This window comes from Olsenella sp. Marseille-P4559 (assembly GCF_900605015.1).
In the GTDB taxonomy this organism is placed as follows: domain Bacteria; phylum Actinomycetota; class Coriobacteriia; order Coriobacteriales; family Atopobiaceae; genus Tractidigestivibacter.
In genome coordinates this window covers 931,266-948,487 of the sequence record NZ_LR027574.1, presented here as the reverse complement: position 1 = coordinate 948,487, position 17,222 = coordinate 931,266, and the positions used below count along the sequence as shown (strand labels likewise).

Below are 17,222 nucleotides of genomic sequence, written 5' to 3'. Positions count from 1 at the left end.
GCGTTAGATTGATTTTGCTAACCAGAGTTGACCATAGGCTGCTGCACGGGCAAGTCGCCGTCTCATGGGTGAATGGGTTGCATGCCGACTGCATTTTTTGCGTCGGCGACCATGTGGCGAACAGCGAGGTATGGAAGGCCACGCTTAAGCTTGGAAAGCCCGAAGGCTGCAAGCTGGTCATCAAGGACATGGCTCATGCCATAGAGGCCATAAACTCCGGGGTCACCGACAAGTACAAGATGATTATCTGTGTGCAGACCATTGCTGAGGCAGAGCGGCTCATAGATGGGTGTCCCAGAATCAAGAGCCTTAATTTGGGCAATACAAAGGCGAGCGATACCACGCGCACGGTTTCGCGCCAAGTGTTCCTTGAGCCATATGAAGAGGAGATTCTTCGCAAGCTCATTGAACGTGGCATTGAGGTTGAGATACGGCCACTGGCAGATGACAAGAAGGTATTGGCAAAGGATGTGCTCTGAAGCGGTTGTGGGCGCCTATCCCACCCTTGTTGTGCAAATGAGACGCCTGTTTGAAGTTACGCTTTGATTGGAGGAAACATATGTTAGGACAGGCACTATTGGTTGGTCTTGTGGCTGCGTATGGCGTATTTGACTACCAGCTTGGTACGCTGTATTCCTTCAGGCCCATCGTACTTTGCCCTTTGATGGGCATTGCGCTTGGTGATTTGCCTACCGGTTTACAGGTCGGTGCCTCACTAGAGCTTCTGTTTATGGGGCAGATCTCGGTTGGAGCTTATGTGCCGCCAGACGAGGTTGTGGGCGGCGTGCTCTCTTGCGCCTTCGCCATTAGCACTGGACAAGGAGTTGATATTGCGCTTGCCCTTGCAATGCCTGTTGCTGTTCTGTCCCTGGCAATCGGAAATCTGCTGCAAATAGCCCTCCCTCTTATCGTCGATATGGCGGACAAGGCGGCACAGAACCATAATCTTGGTGGTATATATGCAGCACATTGGTCTATTGGCTTGACAGGCGTTCTTGAAAAGGGGCTCTTGGCATTCTTTGCGTTTTACTTTGGCGTCGACGCAGTTCAAGGACTGCTTAATTGGATGCCAAGCTTCATCCTGGATGGTTTTGCGGTTGCAGCAGGCATCTTGCCGGCGCTCGGATTCGCAATGCTGGCAAGGATGATTCTTAACAAAAGGATTGTTCCCTTCTACTTTATCGGATTCTTGCTTTCTTCTTACATGGGCCTCCCAGTCCTGGGCATCGCTCTCTTTGCAGTTCTTTTTGTGGTAGTTCTCATAAATCTTAGAGAGGATCCTGAAAGTAGCGGACTCGCTGCCGCGGTTGAAGGAGCTGGCGATGATGACTTCTAATGATGCGGTCGGTACAGAGGGTGCAAAGAATGCTGGTTCTGGTGTGGATAACTATAGGATAACCAAGGAAGATCTCATCAAGTCGTCGCTCTCTCTGGGGTCTTTGGGCATGGAGTTCTCTTGGACCTACTACAAGCAGATGAACATTGCCTTTTGTCTGATGGTCCAGAAGATGTTAAAGAAGATATATCACGACGATGAGGCGGGTTATTGGGCGGCGATTCAGCGACATCTATCGTTCTTTAACATCACAGTTCAAATCGCGCCATTTGTTGGCGGCATTGCAATGTCCATGGAGGAAAAAATTCATGATGGAGAGTTGCCCGCAGATACGGTAAATGATGTCAAAGCCGCTCTCATGGGCCCGCTTTCCGGCATTGGAGATTCGATATTTCTCGCTACAATACGCGTAATAGCGGCTGCTGTTGCAATTTCGTTGGCACAGGCAGGAAATCCGGCAGCGCCAATAGTCTTTTTGCTCATCTATAACATACCGGCTTTTTGGCTACGGATATGGGGGGTCCAGCAAGGATACAAACTCGGAGTAGGCTTCCTTACCAACGCTGAGCAGTCTGGTCGTATGCAGACAATCATGTTTGCTGCCGGCGTCGTCGGGGCGATGGTGATTGGCGGTATGACGAGCAGCATGTTCTATGCCACAATCCCTGTCGTCATTGGCACTGGCGATACCGCCCAAACGCTCCAAGAAATTCTTGATGGCATCATGCCTGGCGTGGTGGGGCTTGGCGCAATGTGGTTCTATTACTGGCTGCTTTCAAAGAAGGTCAATCCTTCTTGGGTTATCCTGGGAACGATGATATTTGGAGTCGTAGGCGTTTATTTTGGATTTCTTGCCTGAGTACGACCACCTGGACGGTCTGTTGGTTGCAGCACCTGGCGGCACAACTTGAACTGCGCCCCAAATCTTGGACGGGCTAAGCAACAACTAGGTGGAGGGGTAGGCTAGATTGGACACCAAGTTAAGGGTGGAGGGTGTTCAGGATGGCACAAACCAGAGGAGGCAATGCGCGATCCCGCGCTCGATGACCCTGTGCGGCGGTGTTCAGGATGGCACAAACCAGAGGAGGCAATGCGACGGCGGTTCGAGAGGGCGGCTGCCCAAGTCGTGCCCAGCAGGGAGAGGGGCGTAGCCGAGTTCTCAGGGGGGCTGGCATGAAGGGCTCGACGCTGAGACGATGACAAAGGGGCCCGGTGAGACGGAGGACGGCGCGTTCTCCGGGAACGGGTCCCCAAAGGCCAACAAGGACTACGAGATTGTGAAGCTTCGGAAGAGGGCCGAGGAGTTCGAGGCCGAAAACGAGTTGCCAAGAAATCCCCGGGCCCTCTCGAGTCAAGGCCGTGCGAGGGGTTTCGATTTCTCAAGGAGCACGGGGGCATGCTTGGCCCCATCGGGAAGGCCTGCAAGGCGCTAGGAGCACCGGAGTCCGGTTACTGCGAGTCTCTGGGCAGGCGGAAGCGAACCAGCAGGTCGAGCGTGGGGCGCCGGGAGTCTCGTTGCCGACATGTTCGAGGATTGCAGGGGCCGCTACGGCTACCGCCGGATAAGCAGGGAGCTGAGGAAGTCCGGCATCTTTATGAGCGACAAGAGGGTGCTGAGCGTCATATGCAAGTTGGGGCGGCGTGGCAAGGGGCGGTCAGGAAGTGGCGCCTGCAGCGGCAATGCCAGCTGGGAGACCCTAGGCTCAACCTCATCGGGCAGGTGTCTGCCGTCCCCGAGGAGGACAGATGAACCAGGCTGTGGGCATGGAAAGCCCCGACGGGGGGCTCACATTCCACAACGGCCAAGGCATCCGGTACACACCGGCGGTCTGCCAGCGATGCCTCAGGGGACACGGGATGACGCAGCCGGTGTCGAGGCCCGGCAACCCCCACGACAACGCGGTGGCCGAGTCGTTCTTCGGGACGTTGAAACACGAACTGGTGAATGGAAGGCGTTGCGGGAGGGGGGAGGAGGCGAGCCAGGACACATTCAAGCACATCGAGCTCTACTACAACACGAGGAGGGTGCACTCCTTCCTGGGATACAGACCCCCCGCAGAGTTCGAGCGCGAGGGTGCGTGAAGATGCGTAAGAAACCGTTCGATTTGGCTTGGCCACTCCAGTTACCCTGTGTGAGTGGTCCAAGAAAATGTCCGCACCCCCATTCGCGTGGCAAGTTGGCAATAATCGCGCACGGAGGTATTGACCGCATCTACTAGGCACTTGTACATCTCGGCGCTGGCTCATCGTGGTACTGACACCTTCTGCGCTGGTGCATCTTGACACTGGGACGCTTCAGGCTCTTTGGGAAAATCGCGCGTGGGTACGCCAGACATCGCCTTCGTGCGAATCGACAACCGCCTTGTTCACAGACAGGTTGGTGTGGCGTGGATCGGAGCGGTCAGTGCGAACCTCGTCATCATTGCAAACGGCAACGCCTTCCAGGACAAGGTCCGCAGTTGCTCATGAAGATGACTGCAAATGCAAACAGTGTCGGCGTCAGGTTCTTCTCGCTCGAGAAGACCATCGAGGTCATCGGCAGGGCAAGCGCGACGCAGCACATCTTCCTCGTGGTGCAGAATCTCCAGAATCTGCACAGGCTCGTCGAGGGAGCATTTCCATCAAGGAGGTCAACATCGGCAACATGCATTCCTCCGCAGACAAGCGCGTCTTCCATGAGCAGCACGTCTACGTTGATGGCCAGGACCTTGCGGACTTCAGGGCCATGCAGGACAAGAGCGTTCGCTTCTACATCCAGATCCCATCCACCAACCGTAGGATTGACGACCTCGATTTTGATGGCTAGCCGCACCGCGGTGGTGTGCCACCGCTGTTCTGTGATTATTCTCTGCGATTAGCACCGCCGTTCGCGTAAGGAGCACCGCCGCTCTCGGCAGGTGCACCGCCTGGCACCGAAGCATCAGTCTCGCAACCAGCACCGCCCCGCATTCTCCCTTCCAAGGCCACCGACCGAGGAAAGGAGAACAGGACGGCCAACAGGGCAAGGGCGAAGCTCGTGCTCGAGCCCGCCGACCGCGGCATGTCGCAGAGCGAGATATGCCGCACCAGGCACATGTCGAAGCGCACGGTGAGGGAGGTGCTGGACGCCGCGAGGGAGCGGGGCGTCGACTGGGCGCGCGCCAGGCCCATGTCCGACGACGAGGTCTGGGCGCTGCTGTTCCCCGAGCGCGCGGAGGCGGAGCGGGCGATCGCGCAGCCGGACTGGGGCCACGTGCACAGGGAGCTCGGGCGCGTGGGCGTGACCCTCAGGCTCCTCTGGCAGGAGTACCGTGACGACGCCGGGCCGGGCGCCGTCACGATCGGCTGCAGCACCTTCGCCAGGGGCTACTCCGACTACGCGCAGAGGAGGAGGGTGACCAACCATCTCGAGCGCAAGCCGGGCCAGGTCATGGGGGTGGGCTGGTCCGGGTCGACCGTGCGGCTGGCCGACCCGGGGACCGGCGAGGTGTCGAAGGCGTACCTGTTCGTTGCCGTCCTGCCGTACTCGCAGCATGCCTACGTCGAGGCGACCCCCGACATGCGCGAGCGCGCCTGGCTCGAGTGCCACGCCCACGCCTACGACCACTTCGGAGGCGCGGCCGTCCGCATCGTGTGCGACAACCTGAAGACCGGGGTCGTGAAGCACCCGAGGGACGGCGAGGTGGTCCTCGACGACGCCTACGAGGGGCCCGGGCGCCACTACGGGGCGGCCATCACGCCGGCGCCTCCCCGGAAGCCGAAGGGCAAGGCGAGCGTCGAGGGCGCGGTCGGCAAGATCGCCACGGCGGTGATCGCGAGGCTCAGGGACGAGGCGTTCGCGGGCATGCGCGACCCCAGCCAGGCGATTGGGGCGTGCCTCGCCGACTACAACGCGGCGCCGTTCCAGAAGGGGGCGGGCCCCAGGACGCGAGTCTTCGAGGGCGTGGAGAGGGCGACGCCGATGCCGCTTCCCGCGACCCCCTGCGAGTACGCGACCTGGGTGCACGGCAGGAAGGTGGCGCTTGTTAGCGCTAACTTGAAAAACGCCAGTTAGGCCAATGCAGCCGACCAGTCCGGACAAAGAAGCTCCACCAATCGCGCAAACGCAGTTTCACCAGTTCCGCCGACCGCCTAGATTCGGGCCGTAGGCACGCATCCGGGAGGCTGGCATGGACGGGAACATGATCGGAGGGCCCGACATGGACAAGGAAGCCGGCATCAAGCCGAACTTCTCGGACATAGCGAGGAGGTACGGCGTCGACAGGCACACGGTCGCGAAGTACTGGGCTGCCGACGGGAGCGCGCCGGAGGACGGGCGCGCCGGCAGGCGGAGCGGGTTCGACGGCGTGAGGGGGCTGATCGAGGAGAAGGCGGCGCTGCCCGGGGTGACGGCCAGGGGCATCTACGGGCTGCCGCTCGACCGGCGCGGCGAGGGCGAGCCCAGGCTGCCCGGCCACAGCGGCTCCGCCCACCACCCCAGGACGCGCGGGATAGTCCCCGGGAGGGCCCCCGCCGAGCCCCACCCCAGGTTCGAGACGCCTCCCGGGGCGCAGCTCCAGCTCGACTGGAAGGGGGACGTCACCATGCACGACGCGGACGGGGCCGAGTGCAGCTTCAACGCGTGCACGTCCACGCCCGGCTACTCGCGCTGCCACTTCTTCGAGGGGGCGATGGGCAGGACGCGCGACACGCTCCTCAGGTGCATGGCCGACAGCATCGCGTTCCTGGGAGGGGTCCCGGCGCAGTGGCCCGCCGACGACATGTCGGCCATCGCGACCTTCGGCGCGGACGGGACGAGGGCCAGGGACAGGCGCGTGCTCGCCTTCGCGAGGGACGCCGGCTTCGACCTCGTGCCCTGCAGGCCGCGCTCGCCGGAGGCGAAGGGCAGGGACGAGTCCTCGAACCGCTTCCTGGGGCGCCTGGCGGCCTACGGGGGGGACTTCTCGGGCTGGGACGGGCTCGACCGCGCGATCGCGCGCATACGGGCCCGCTCGAACGAGGGGCCCAACCGGACGACGGGGCTCCCGCCCGAGCCGCCCTTCCGAAGGGAGAAGGACCTGCTCGGGCCGGCGCCCCCGAGGTGCGCGCCCGGTTCGCTGGCGGACGAGCCCTCCTGGCAGGTGGTGCCCCCCACGATGCCGGTGGGGGCGAGGGGGCGCGAGTCCTCGGTCCCGAGGTCCTGCATCGGCCACAGGGTGGGGCTGGTCGTGCTGCCCGGGGGCGAGCTGCTGGCCTGCGACGGCGGCAGGCTCGTCGCCGAGCACGACACGGCGGCGGGCAGCCAGCCCATCGCCTGCGACGAGGCCCACTACGTCGAGGCCCTCGCCGGGAAGAGGTGGGCCACCATGGACGGCGACATCGCAGAGGCCGCCAGGGGCAACCTCGAGCTGCTCGGCGGGCTCGGGGGCGAGTCGCGGGCGCGGGGGCCGGCGTCGCCGAGAGGGTCAGGGACAGCCTCGAGGGGCTGGGCCTCGACGCGATGTCGGCGTCCTACGACGAGTACGCCTCCCTCGTGGCGTCGGGCTCCAGGTCCTTCGGCGACGCGATGCCCGAGATGACCGACGCCCAGCTCGCGCTGGTGCGCAGGCGCGACCTCGACGGAAGGATCCGGAAGGCGGGCTTCCCCTACGCGAGGGCGCCCAGGGACTTCGGCTCCTCCTTCCGGCCCTCGGCCGGCAGGCCGGTCGTTGAGAGCCTCGCGACCCTCGGCCTCGTCGACAGGCACGAGAACGTGGTGCTCGTCGGCAGCCCCGGGACCGGCAAGGCGCACATCGCCGTCGCGCTGGGCGTGGAGGCCATAGGCGCCAGGAAGCTCACCTACTTCGTGGACTGCCAGAGGCTCGTGCGCGACCTCGGGCACGCCGCGGAGAAGGGGGCGCCGGGGCGCAGGCTGCGCTTCTGCTCGCACCTGTCGCCGCCCGTCGTCGACGAGCTGGGCTACCTGGGGATCGACAAGGAGGGGGCGGACCTGTCCTTCCAGCTGGTATCGAGGCGCTACGAGAGGCGCTCGACGATCATCACGACCAACGTGGGCATCGGCTCGTGGGCGGGGGTGTCCGGCGACCCGGTCGTCGCCTCGGCCATCGCGGACCGGGCCTGCCACCACTGCCACGTGATCAAGATCACGGGCAAGTCCTACAGGGCGAGGGAGGTGATGGGGCAGGAGGCCCAGCCGCGAGCCCGCGGGGACGCCGGAAGCGGCGACGAATCGCTTGCCTGACCGGCGAAAGAACATTGGCGCGATTGGCGCCTGAAAGTTGTGCGGATTGGTGATTTCCTAATTGACGCTAACAGCGCTCGACTTCCACGTCGCGCTCGACACCAACAGGCACTCCGTGCCGTGCGCGCTCGTGGGGGAGGCGGTCGACCTGAGGGTCACCGGCACGGGCGTCGAGACATACCACGACGGCGAGCGCGTCGCCACGCACCCGAGGCTCGGGCAGTGGTCCCGCTACGGGCACTCGACGACGGAGGCCCACATGCCGCCCGAGTTCGCGAAGGCCAAGTGGGACGAGGGGAGGATGCGCGGGTGGGCCGAGTCGGTGGGCCCGAGCGCGTCGGCCGTCGTCGACAGGACCTTCTCCGAGGCCAAGGTCAGGGAGCAGGCCTACTCGCCGGCCATGGCCGTGCTCAACCTGGCGAAGGACTACGGGGGCGCGAGGCTCGGGGCGGCGTGCGCCTACGCGCTGGAGAGGTGCGAGAGGCCGAGGTCGCGGTTCATACGCTCCGCGCTCGGCGGTGATAGCGCTAGCTTAGGTTTCACCAGATTGACCAACACGCGCCCCAATCCGACCAGCGCGAATGCGCCAGCCAAACCAGCGTGGTTTCACCACCTTTACCAACTAGGCTCAGCCCCGAACCGACGACGGAGAGGGGTGGGGGCCTTGGAGAGGAACCTCATGGCTGGGCTGAACGCGGACAGGGAGTGCGGCGTCAAGCCGAACTTCTCGGAGGTCGCTAGGAGGGACGGCGCGGACGGGCACACCGTCTCGAAGTACTGGAACGGGGGCGGGCCCTCGCCGGACGACGGCAGGCACGGGCGGCAAAGCGGGTTCGACCGCTGCCGCGACGAGATCGAGGAGAAGGCGGCGCTGCCGGGAGCCACGGCCAAGGGCACCCACGAGCTGCTGCTCGAGCGTCACGCGGGCGACGAGCCGCCGGTCCCGGGCCACAACGCCTTCACGAGCCACCTGAGGGGGCGCGGCATAGCCGTCGGGCGCGGCGGCGCGCCGGACGCGCACCCCAGGTTCGGGACGGCGCCCGGCGAGCAGCTGCAGTCCGACTGGAAGGAGGGCGTCACCATGCGCGACCGCTCCGGCCGCGGGTACCGCTTCGACGCGTACGCCTCGACGCTCGGATGGTCCCGGATGCACCACTTCGTGCGGTCCCCGACCAGGGCCAGGGACGACCTGCTGGCCTGCATGGCGGACGACATCCGCTGGCTGGGCGGCGTGCCGCGGCAGCGGCTCGCGGACAACGTGCCGGCCGTCGCGACGCTCGGCGGCGACGGGAGGCGCTCGCGGGACGGGCGCGTCGCCGCCTTCGCGCGCGAGGCCGGCCTCGGGCTCGCGCTCTGCCGGCCCAGGACGCCGCAGACCAAGGGCAGGGACGAGGGCGCGAGCCGCCTCCTGTCGCGCCTCGGGGCCTGCGAGGGCGACTTCGAGGGCTGGGAGGGGCTCGACCGCGCGATGGCGCGCGTGCGCGCGAGGAGCAACGAGGAGCCGAACCGCACGACCGGCCTGCCGCCGGAGCCGCTCTTCCGGAGGGAGAGGGGGGCCCTGGGGCCCATGCCCCGCGAGTCGGTGCCCTCGGCGCTGGTGGGCGGCGTGCCGTGGCAGGTGGTGCCCGCCACCATGCTCGTCAGGTGCGCCGGGCGCGAGTTCCCGGTGCCGAGGGGGTGCATGGGGCGCCGCGTGAGGCTGCTGCTCGAGCCGGGCGGGCGCCTCAGGGCCTACGACGGCGGGGGGCTCGTGGCGGCGCACGACGCCGCCGCCCCGGGAGGGCCGGTAGCCTACCGCGAGGGCGACTGCGCCGAGGCGGTGGCGGACGAGCGCTGGGGCGGCGACGCGGACATAGAGGCGCAGGCCAGGCGCAACCTCGAGCTGCTGGGCGGGCCCGGAGGGGGCGAGGGGTCGTGACCGGCCCGGAGGGCAGCGTGCCGGAGCGCATGCGCGGCAACCTGGGGGAGCTCGGCCTCGACGCGATGGCCTCCTCCGCCCCGGAGTACTCGAGGCTGGTCGCGACGGGCGCGAAGCCGTTCCCCGAGGCCCTGCTCGAGATGACCGGCGCGCAGGTCGCCGCCGTGAGGGAGCGCGACCTGGACAGGAGAGTCGAGAAGGCGAGCCTCCCCCACGTGAAGGCTCTCAGGGACTTCGACCTCTCGTTCCAGCCGTCGGTCCCCAGGGGTGTGGTCGAGGACCTCGCGACGCTGGGGCTCCTCGACCGCCACGAGAACGTCGTGCTCGTCGGCAGCCCCGGCGTGGGCAAGACCCACATCGCCGTGGCGCTGGGGGTCGAGGCGATCCGCGCCCGCAAGCTCGCCTACTTCACCGACTGCCGGCGCCTCGTCTCGGACCTCGCGCACGCCGCGGGCAAGGGCCAGCTGGAGAGGCGGCTGCGCCTCTACGCCCACCCGTCGCTGCCTATCGTCGACGAGGTGGGCTGCCTGGACGTGGACAAGCAGGGCGCGGACCTGCTGTTCCAGCTGACCTCGAGGAGGTACGAGAGGAGGTCGGCCATCGTGACGGCCAACGTGGGGATGGGGTCGTGGGCGAAGGTCTTCGGGGACCCGGTCGTGGCGTCGGCGATAGCGGACAGGCTCTGCCGCCACTGCCACCTGGTACGCATGACGGGGAGGTCCTACGGGACCAAGGACCTCGCGCCGCAGGACAGGGCCTCGCCGGCAGTGGTCGCCGATTCCGGCGCCCCGCGGTGACGGGACTGGCGAATGTGCGTTGGTGCGGATGGGGGCGGTTCGCTGTCTAGTCTGGTGAAATCTATCTTGACTTCAACACCCGGCAGGGCCAGCATCCCGGCGAGGTCCTCGCGGCGCGCCCGTCGGCGACGGCGGCGGCTACGTCAGGGGCGCCGGCTACCACGCGGGAGGCGACCGCTGATGGGCGCGCTGGACCCCGAGGCCAGGAGGAGGCTCCGCGAGATGCGCGCCCCCCGAGCCCGCCGACGCCGTCAGGGGCGCGTGGGCCGACCCGGGGTACGCCGGCGCGTCGGCGGCCGAGAGGCTCTCGGCCGCGATCGACCTCGCCTGGGACGCGAGGCACAGCGCCAGCGTCGAGAGGCTGATCGCGCGCGCCCACCTGAGGGAGCGCCAGGCCGACATCGGGAGGGCCATCCACGAGGGCAGGCCGCTGAAGAGGGAGCTGATGCTCGAGCTCGGGACCCGCGGCTCCATGGAGTACCACAGGGACGTGATGCTGGAGGGGTTCACGGGCACGGGGAAGACCTGGCTTGCCTGCGCGCTCGCGAGGCAGGCCTGCCGCCACGGCTACAACGCGATGTACGTCCGCGCGCCGGACCTCTTCCTGGCCCGCGAGGAGTGGCTCGCGTCGGGCCGCTCCGAGCCCAAGCTCCTGCGCAGGTACTCGAACCTCGGGATGCTCGTGCTCGACGAGTGGCTGATCGACCCGCTCGCGCCCGAGCAGGCGCGGCTCGTCCTCGAGCTCGTGGAGAGGAGGTACGACACGGCGCCCGACGTCTTCTGCACCCAGTATCCCTTCGCCGAGTGGCACCAGGGGCTGGGCGGCGGGGCCCACGCCGACGCGATCATGGACCGCATCGCGCACAACAGCGTCGCCGTGGGCATGGGCTCGAGGAACATGAGGGAGGCTGCGTCGAGGCCCGATTGGCGCGTCTCTGCCGGTTCATAGCCGAACGGTGCGCATCGCGAGAACGACGGTGCGCATAATGCGAGCACCGGCGGTGCTGACGCTGAGACCGCCGGTGCTTTTTCGCGCGAATAATCAGTTCTGCCGGCAGGGGCACTGCCTCGCGCTGTCTGCCTTAGTATATGCCACAAGTATCCGTCTTGTCCGTTGGGAGAAAGGAAGCCATCGCATGGAAGTCACCCTTGTGCAGGGCCTGGCTCTGATGCTGATGATGTTCATATGTGCCATCGACGCTCAGACTGAGGCGTTCTACTGGTTCAGGCCGATAGTCGTGGCCTTCTTCGCGGGCATCATCTTGGGCGAAGTGTCGCTGGGCGCTGCCTGCGGCATCGTCACCGATTTCGCGTACCTGGGCATGCTTAACGTGCTTCCCGTGGTCATTGCCGGCGCGGCGCTTGCGGGCATCAACTACCCGTACGAGAAGAGGTCTGACGAGACGGGCTGCCATCGAGGCTGCCCCCGTGGAGGATGGCGACGAAGATGGCATCTAACCCCACCAACAAGAAAGATGAGCCCCTGGGCAAGCTCGACAAAAACGACATCACCAAGCCCGGCCTATGCTCCATCTTCGAGCAGTGCGCATTCTCGTTCGAGCGCATGCAGGCTCCCGGCTGGACGGCCAACATGCCGCCGGCCTTCAAGAAGGTTTACGGCGACTCCAAAGAGGACCTCAGCGAGTTCATAACCTACAACATGGAGTTCATGAACACAGAACTCCACATGGCGACCCTGCTCCAGAGCATGGTCATTGCCATGGAGGAGCAGGGCCAGAACCGCAAGCTGATTGGGGGTGTCCGCAACGGCCTCTTTGGGCCGTTCGCCGGCATCGGTGACTCCATCTTCTGGTTCGTCGTGCTACCCATCACTGCAGGCATCGCGTGTTCGCTCTCGAAGCGGGGCTTCGTCTTTGGCCCCATCGTCTTCATACTGGCGTACCTGCTCGTGGGCTTCTCGTGCATCCTGCTTGCGCGCCTGGGCTACAATATTGGCGCTAGTGCCCTCGGCAGACTGGGCGACGCCACCAAGTACGCTACTAAGGCCGCGGGCATCCTAGGCACCACCGTCGTGGGTGCGCTGATTCCGTCCTACGTGTCAATCGCGTTCTCTGAGGACCTGGTCTTTGGCGTCGGCGGTGCCACGGTACAGTCCGCCTTTGACAACCTGCTGCCCAACGTTCTGCCGCTCGCCGTCACATTCTCGGTCTACTGGCTCTTCAAGAAGAGGCATCATGCCGACGTCCTCTTTGTGATTCTGGGCGTCATGGTCTTTGGCATCATCATGTTGGGCCTGGGCTGGATGTAGCGCCCTGCCCGGCGTCCGTCGTTCCTATCGAAGGGTGATCCGCTGATGCAAGTACCAGGCTTGGGAGACAACGCCTCCGACGCGTGCGAGAGCCCGTGTGCGACCTGCCTTGGTGTCCCGCACCAAGGGGTGGAGGGTGTTGTCTTTGATATGGACGGCGTGCTCGTGGACACTGAGCCGGAGTGGGAGCGCATCTTCAGGGGCGTGTTGGGGAAGTACGGCCTGAAGCTGTCCGACGAGGACTGCGACGAGCTCTACGGCTGCTCCGACGCGCACGAGAACGAGGTGCTGGGCCGCAACCTGGGCAAGAGCCCTGCGCAGGCCAGAAGGATTAAATGCGCCTATGCGGCAGAGCATCCCGTGCGCTACGGCTTGGTGCGCATCGAAGGTGCCAGCGAGCTGGTGCGGAGGCTGCACCGCTTGGGGCTTAAAGTGGCGCTCGCGAGTTCCAGCTTTGGTTCCGACGTGACGCGCATGCTGGGCGAGACGGACATGGGGGAGGCCTTCGATGCTGTGGTGTCGGGTGACCAGGTGCGTGCTGCCAAGCCCGACCCCGCCGTCTACCTGCGTGCCGCGGAGCTCCTGGGCGTGTTGCCCGGGAGGCTTGTGGCCGTGGACGACTCGCACTACGGCGTGGAGGCGGCCCTTGCTGCCGGCATGAGAGTCATTCAGTTCACCCGCTCCGGCCGCAAGCCCTACAGTGACCGCATCACGGCCGTCTGCGCCTCCCATGAGGAGGTGCTCCGCACTGTAAGGAAGCTGTGCGGGCTGGATTGAGGGGATGCCGGTCGTAGGCCGGTTCGAACTCGTGGGCCGGTGTGGGCCAGTGGCGTTGCGTTGGGGCGATCAAACGTCTGTCGTGCGGTCGTGACGGGGGACCTCGTCGCAATCCGGAGGGAGGGAGCCCGTGGATTGTGGGCGAATTACATGGTAGAAATCATCGTCACGGGTTATGGCCGCTTTGCGACGGGCATGGCAAGCGCACCCGAGTTCATTCTGGGCGAGCAACCCTGCGTGGAGACCGTGGACTTCACCTCCCTCGCGGACACGGATTAGCTGCAGACGGACCTTGCCGTCGGATTGCGTCGGGAATGACGCTCCTATGGTGTGTCAAGGGGCGTTTCGCCGCTCTTGCCGATTTCGCTCAGGGGCACCGAGTACAGTGGAGACCTGCTCCCAGCGCGATGCCGTGTCTGGCGTGGAGGCCCTCAAGGACCTTGCGCTGGCGGCCTTCAGGGCGTCGGTAGCGGAGTTCCGAATGCTGCCGGAGGAACCCTGACGAGGAGAGTGGCCTGGACGACGAGGACGGCATCTAGTCTCCGGCGTCCGCCCATCACGAGCCGATGGGCATGATTCGCTTGATGTTCTCGGTCTTGTTGGGCGCAAACCTTTCGGCCTCGGCAAGGAGTGGGTTGGGCCTCCAGCAGTCAAGCTCCGTGGTGGCTCGATATGCCACAATCTGGAAGAAGGGGAGCAGGTAGAGGGGCTCGAGCAGCGGCTCTGCCGGACGCTTCTCGGGGATAGCGAAGACATTGGGGTCCGAGGCGTCGGGCGTGCCCGTGAGGAGGAATGCATGTGGCGAGACGTAGCGCGCCTCTCGGTAGATTTTCTGGATGCGCTCGTGGCCGCGGTTCATGTCATCCACGCAGAAGACGGTGTAGGCGGGTGTCAGCTGCAGGTGCGGGCCGTGGTTGTACTCCTCGGCCTCGTAGGCGAAGGAGGGCACCTTCATGGTCTCGCCGAACTTGAGGGCGCCCTCACAGGCCACTCCGTAGGCCTGGTCAAACCCCAGAACGTAGTTGGTGCCGATGGAGAGCAGGTCACGGCGGTGCTCGTCGTAGAAGCTGTCGGTGCGGAGCTGGACCTCGCTGTGGACGTCGGCGACCATGGAGAGCTGGTCTACGAGCCGGTGGTAGCGGTCATCTCCAACCGTCCCCTGTGCGTGACCGGCCTCGAGGGCGAAGAGCATGAGGAACTCCGCCAGCGTGACGACACCCTTGGTGACGTAGCCCACGTACTCGGTGCCCACGCCATAGTCCACCTCGAGGTCCGCATGGTCCCTGAAGTCGGAGTCAAGGTTGCCGGTGATACCGATGGCCCTGATGCCCATCTCGCGCAGCCTGTCGAGCGCCGCGATGGAGTTGGTGGAGCAGCCGGACTGGGAGACCACAAGGCAGAGGGTGTCGTCCGCGGGCGCGTGCTCCGAGTACAAGAAGGAGCCGGGGTTCACCACAAAGACGTCGCGCCCCAGGTACTTGCGCATAAACGGCACGGCGCAGTGGCTGGCATTGAAGCTGGAGCCGCACGCGATAATCCAGATGCTGCGATACTCCCGCTCCAGGTACGCCTCGACGGTGCCCTGGGTGAGTTCGATGCGCCGCTCGACGTTGATGCGCAGCTGGGCGGGGCTCTCTTTGACATAGGTGAGCATCGTGATGCTGCCGAGGTCGTCTGCCATAGAGATCACTCGCTTTCGTTCACTGCGTCTGGAGGGACCCGGCCACTTCCGGTCCCAGCCGGGACGGCGCTCGGCCAGCGGCTTCCTGTTGGTTGAAGGCTTTCTGCCCGTTGAAGCGAAGTATACAACTAAAGGGTAATTGGTACTGCTTTGTGGGCTAATGCTGTCTTACGAATCTTTGAGAGCTAGATTTCAGACTGTCGTCGTCGGACGAAAATGTCACCCCCTCCTAGCTGCATTCTCTCCTGACATCTGCGACAGGAGGTGCTGCAGCCCCCTGCGGTCCGGTGCCGACGATATGCCTGCGGACCCTCTCGGAGAGATGGGCCCGCATCCCCACCTCCTGCCAGCGCGCTCGACATGCATCTCTTCCGTCGCCGCATCCACATGGACATCCGGCACAGCGCCGTCCGGCACCTCGAGCACCACTCCGTCGGCATCCGCCATCATGTACCGGGCGCCTCCGTACGAGGTCGCGCACCCATGGGACACCCTCGTCTCCCCCGTGCGGAAGATGCGGCCCAGGTCGGTCCCTTCGGACAGCGGGGTGAAGCCGCTCGTGGGGTCTCGCGGAGGGTACGAGAGCTTGGCATTGGGATATGGCGCATGGAAGTCGTTGGGCCAGGGGTTGAGCCGGTCGTAGGTATCTATCCCGAACCCAACCGCATCGGTGGGCGGGCGCGTCTGGGCCGTGGAGTCGTATCTCTCCACCCCTCCCTTGGCCTGTGGCGATCCTGCGAAGATCATATGGATGCCGAGGTCTCGCATCATGAAGGCGAACTGGGTCGGTGATTGAGTATTGGCCCGTATCGGCACTGCGATTGCCGCGATTCGGCACCGGACGGCCGATAGCCAGTTATTGCGCTACAGCACCGCCCATATTGCGCTTCGGCACCGCCTGCTGAAAGCAGGCGGCTGTTTTTATGTGCAGCTGATAGCCTCCTCCTGCCATGTCCCAACGAGACGAAGGAGGAAAGCATGGCAGGGAAGGCCAGGGCCAGGCCGATACTGCAGCAGCTGGCCGCAGGGACATCCCGGAACGCGATGGCAAGGTCGCTCGGGGTGTCGAAGCACAGCATCCAGGCCGTCGCCGAGGCGGCAGAGGGGGAGAAGATCTCCTGGCAGGATGCAGAAGGCATGGAAGAGGGGGAGCTCTGTTCGAGGCTCTTCCCGGAGAAGGCGGACGGGATCGAATGCGTATATCCCGACCCCGACTGGGATGCGGTCCACAGGGAGCCCAGAGAGGCCGGCGTGACGCCCAGGCTGCTCCACGGCGAGCATGCGGACGCGCCGAGGGCCGAGGGCAAGCCATGGATGTCCTATGAGCGGCTCTGCAGGCGCTATGCGGAATATGCCGAGCGGCGCAATGTCGTGGGCAGGGTCGGCCACAAGGCGGGAAGGACGCTCGGGCCGGGTGGGCGGGGCCCACGATGCGGCTCGTGGGCCCCATGTCCGGCGAGGTGCCGGAGGTGTGCCTCTTCGTGGCCGCCCTGCCATTCGGCAGATGCTCCTGTGTCGAGCCGACGCTGGACATGAGGCAGGATGCATGGCTGCGCTGTCACGTGCACGCCTTCGCCTCCTTCGGGGGATGCACGCCCACCATCGTCCCCGACAACCTGCCCGCGGGCGTGAGGAGGCACCCGAAGGAGGGCGAGGTCGTCCCCAGCGAGGCATACCGCGAACTTGCCGCGCACCACGGTGCAGCCGTCCATTACAGTGAGAGACGGTCCCTAGGAGCCTCTACAAGCTTTGGGGTTTTCGACAATGCATTGCCTGCGGATTCCCTGACCTTGCATATGGCTCCTGGAAGGGGCTGCTGGCCGACCTCCCCCGGACAGCCGTATGCCCCTGCCTCTCGCGAAGGCCCGGGGGGTGTCGCTGCCGGGGGATGGCGGCCTGTCCGGGAACGGCTGACGGCGATGTGCCGCACGGCATGCCGCGACGGCAGGGCAATGTGGATGTCGCCCCCCAGACACGCTGGCCAGCCGGCCTAGGGGGAGGCTGCCGCCACGGAGCGCAGGCGGAGAGGCTGGCTCGGCCCGCACCGCCTCCATCTCGGGACGGATGCCGGGAGGCCATTCCTCCGGGCAGCGGGGCTGGAGCCGGGCGGCCCCATCGGGTGTGTTTCGTCAACCTCTCGTTTCACAAAACAGCATCCGTTCGTTTCACACGTCAGCGTGAAGATTCTTCACGCACGAGCGTCGCCCTGGCACCAATCCTTTCTTCTCCTACAACTCCCCGCGCA

At 65.1% G+C, this 17,222-nt stretch carries 17 protein-coding genes and 4 pseudogenes; 19 read left to right on the top strand and 2 right to left on the bottom strand.

From position 1 onward, the window contains the following. Nucleotides 1-8: 8 nt before the first annotated feature. The 18 genes and pseudogenes from E0E00_RS10495 to E0E00_RS15205 all read left to right on the top strand — a co-directional run bounded on the left by E0E00_RS10495 (nucleotide 9) and on the right by E0E00_RS15205 (nucleotide 13,575). Nucleotides 9-479 carry a PTS sugar transporter subunit IIB gene (locus E0E00_RS10495; protein ID WP_130812445.1) on the top strand — a complete coding sequence of 157 codons (471 nt, stop codon included), beginning with the start codon at nucleotides 9-11 and terminating at the stop codon, nucleotides 477-479. A gap of 80 nt (nucleotides 480-559) precedes the next feature. Beyond that, the gene (locus E0E00_RS10490) at nucleotides 560-1,336 is read left to right on the top strand and encodes a PTS sugar transporter subunit IIC (protein ID WP_130812444.1); all 777 of its coding nucleotides are present in this window, start codon (nucleotides 560-562) and stop codon (nucleotides 1,334-1,336) included. Then, nucleotides 1,326-2,195: a PTS system mannose/fructose/sorbose family transporter subunit IID gene (locus tag E0E00_RS10485; protein WP_130812676.1), complete on the top strand. Its 870-nt coding sequence runs from the start codon at nucleotides 1,326-1,328 to the stop codon at nucleotides 2,193-2,195. Before E0E00_RS10490 ends, E0E00_RS10485 begins: the two co-directional genes overlap by 11 nt. Before the next feature lie 664 nt (nucleotides 2,196-2,859). Further along, nucleotides 2,860-2,973: pseudogene (locus E0E00_RS15430) on the top strand (IS3 family transposase); the annotation flags it as partial. Nucleotides 2,974-3,082: 109 nt separating this feature from the next. Further along, complete coding sequence (locus tag E0E00_RS10475; protein WP_130812443.1) at nucleotides 3,083-3,418, top strand: integrase core domain-containing protein; 336 nt, start codon at nucleotides 3,083-3,085, stop codon at nucleotides 3,416-3,418. Between the two features lie 237 nt (nucleotides 3,419-3,655). Beyond that, complete coding sequence (locus tag E0E00_RS14710; RefSeq protein ID WP_207302723.1) at nucleotides 3,656-3,805, top strand: PTS sugar transporter subunit IIB; 150 nt, start codon at nucleotides 3,656-3,658, stop codon at nucleotides 3,803-3,805. Further along, nucleotides 3,741-4,142 carry a PTS sugar transporter subunit IIB gene (locus E0E00_RS15210; RefSeq protein ID WP_256386424.1) on the top strand — a complete coding sequence of 134 codons (402 nt, stop codon included), beginning with the start codon at nucleotides 3,741-3,743 and terminating at the stop codon, nucleotides 4,140-4,142. The genes E0E00_RS14710 and E0E00_RS15210 overlap by 65 nt, the downstream gene beginning before the upstream one ends. 210 nt (nucleotides 4,143-4,352) lie before the next feature. Beyond that, nucleotides 4,353-5,369 carry an IS21 family transposase gene (gene istA / locus E0E00_RS10465; RefSeq protein ID WP_130812442.1) on the top strand — a complete coding sequence of 339 codons (1,017 nt, stop codon included), beginning with the start codon at nucleotides 4,353-4,355 and terminating at the stop codon, nucleotides 5,367-5,369. A gap of 115 nt (nucleotides 5,370-5,484) precedes the next feature. Then, the gene (locus tag E0E00_RS10460) at nucleotides 5,485-6,873 is read left to right on the top strand and encodes a transposase (RefSeq protein ID WP_207302721.1); all 1,389 of its coding nucleotides are present in this window, start codon (nucleotides 5,485-5,487) and stop codon (nucleotides 6,871-6,873) included. Continuing rightward, a complete protein-coding gene (locus E0E00_RS10455; protein ID WP_242622257.1) occupies nucleotides 6,780-7,535 on the top strand; it encodes an ATP-binding protein in 756 nt (251 codons plus the stop codon). The genes E0E00_RS10460 and E0E00_RS10455 overlap by 94 nt, the downstream gene beginning before the upstream one ends. A gap of 61 nt (nucleotides 7,536-7,596) precedes the next feature. Next, a pseudogene (locus tag E0E00_RS15425) lies at nucleotides 7,597-7,743 on the top strand (hypothetical protein); the annotation flags it as partial. A 471-nt stretch (nucleotides 7,744-8,214) separates the two neighbouring features. Further along, a complete protein-coding gene (locus E0E00_RS10450) occupies nucleotides 8,215-9,453 on the top strand; it encodes a DDE-type integrase/transposase/recombinase (protein WP_130812440.1) in 1,239 nt (412 codons plus the stop codon). Next, the gene (istB, locus tag E0E00_RS10445) at nucleotides 9,450-10,250 is read left to right on the top strand and encodes an IS21-like element helper ATPase IstB (protein WP_242622237.1); all 801 of its coding nucleotides are present in this window, start codon (nucleotides 9,450-9,452) and stop codon (nucleotides 10,248-10,250) included. The genes E0E00_RS10450 and istB overlap by 4 nt, the downstream gene beginning before the upstream one ends. A gap of 301 nt (nucleotides 10,251-10,551) precedes the next feature. Further along, nucleotides 10,552-11,199: pseudogene (locus E0E00_RS10440) on the top strand (ATP-binding protein); the annotation flags it as partial. A gap of 37 nt (nucleotides 11,200-11,236) precedes the next feature. Then, nucleotides 11,237-11,563, top strand: a pseudogene (locus E0E00_RS15420) (PTS sugar transporter subunit IIC); the annotation flags it as partial. Between the two features lie 134 nt (nucleotides 11,564-11,697). After that, a complete protein-coding gene (locus E0E00_RS10430; RefSeq protein WP_165443665.1) occupies nucleotides 11,698-12,519 on the top strand; it encodes a PTS system mannose/fructose/sorbose family transporter subunit IID in 822 nt (273 codons plus the stop codon). 45 nt (nucleotides 12,520-12,564) lie between these two features. Beyond that, nucleotides 12,565-13,296 carry an HAD family phosphatase gene (locus E0E00_RS10425; protein ID WP_130812437.1) on the top strand — a complete coding sequence of 244 codons (732 nt, stop codon included), beginning with the start codon at nucleotides 12,565-12,567 and terminating at the stop codon, nucleotides 13,294-13,296. Nucleotides 13,297-13,446: 150 nt separating this feature from the next. After that, on the top strand, nucleotides 13,447-13,575 hold the full coding sequence (locus E0E00_RS15205; RefSeq protein WP_256386423.1) for a hypothetical protein: 129 nt from the start codon (nucleotides 13,447-13,449) through the stop codon (nucleotides 13,573-13,575). Between the two features lie 277 nt (nucleotides 13,576-13,852). Here the strand turns inward: E0E00_RS15205 and E0E00_RS10420 are convergent, their stop codons facing one another. Next, nucleotides 13,853-14,977 carry an SIS domain-containing protein gene (locus E0E00_RS10420; RefSeq protein WP_130812436.1) on the bottom strand — a complete coding sequence of 375 codons (1,125 nt, stop codon included), beginning with the start codon at nucleotides 14,975-14,977 and terminating at the stop codon, nucleotides 13,853-13,855. Between the two features lie 219 nt (nucleotides 14,978-15,196). Further along, a complete protein-coding gene (locus E0E00_RS10415) occupies nucleotides 15,197-15,724 on the bottom strand; it encodes a hypothetical protein (protein WP_130812435.1) in 528 nt (175 codons plus the stop codon). Between the two features lie 231 nt (nucleotides 15,725-15,955). Here E0E00_RS10415 and E0E00_RS10410 point away from each other — a divergent pair, with 231 nt between their 5' ends. Then, nucleotides 15,956-16,513, top strand: coding sequence for a hypothetical protein (locus tag E0E00_RS10410; RefSeq protein ID WP_130812434.1), 558 nt, complete (start codon nucleotides 15,956-15,958; stop codon nucleotides 16,511-16,513). Nucleotides 16,514-17,222: the final 709 nt, after the last annotated feature.

Bases quoted from the DNA above. Each gene is read 5' to 3' on its own strand.
- E0E00_RS10490 (WP_130812444.1), top strand. From the start codon at position 560: ATGTTAGGACAGGCACTATTGGTTGGTCTTGTGGCTGCGTATGGCGTA.
- E0E00_RS10485 (WP_130812676.1), top strand. From the start codon at position 1,326: ATGACTTCTAATGATGCGGTCGGTACAGAGGGTGCAAAGAATGCTGGT.
- E0E00_RS10475 (WP_130812443.1), top strand. From the start codon at position 3,083: ATGAACCAGGCTGTGGGCATGGAAAGCCCCGACGGGGGGCTCACATTC.
- E0E00_RS10460 (WP_207302721.1), top strand. From the start codon at position 5,485: ATGGACGGGAACATGATCGGAGGGCCCGACATGGACAAGGAAGCCGGC.
- E0E00_RS10450 (WP_130812440.1), top strand. From the start codon at position 8,215: ATGGCTGGGCTGAACGCGGACAGGGAGTGCGGCGTCAAGCCGAACTTC.
- E0E00_RS10430 (WP_165443665.1), top strand. From the start codon at position 11,698: ATGGCATCTAACCCCACCAACAAGAAAGATGAGCCCCTGGGCAAGCTC.
- E0E00_RS10425 (WP_130812437.1), top strand. From the start codon at position 12,565: ATGCAAGTACCAGGCTTGGGAGACAACGCCTCCGACGCGTGCGAGAGC.
- E0E00_RS15205 (WP_256386423.1), top strand. From the start codon at position 13,447: ATGGTAGAAATCATCGTCACGGGTTATGGCCGCTTTGCGACGGGCATG.
- E0E00_RS10420 (WP_130812436.1), bottom strand. From the start codon at position 14,977: ATGGCAGACGACCTCGGCAGCATCACGATGCTCACCTATGTCAAAGAG.
- E0E00_RS10415 (WP_130812435.1), bottom strand. From the start codon at position 15,724: ATGATCTTCGCAGGATCGCCACAGGCCAAGGGAGGGGTGGAGAGATAC.
- E0E00_RS10410 (WP_130812434.1), top strand. From the start codon at position 15,956: ATGGCAGGGAAGGCCAGGGCCAGGCCGATACTGCAGCAGCTGGCCGCA.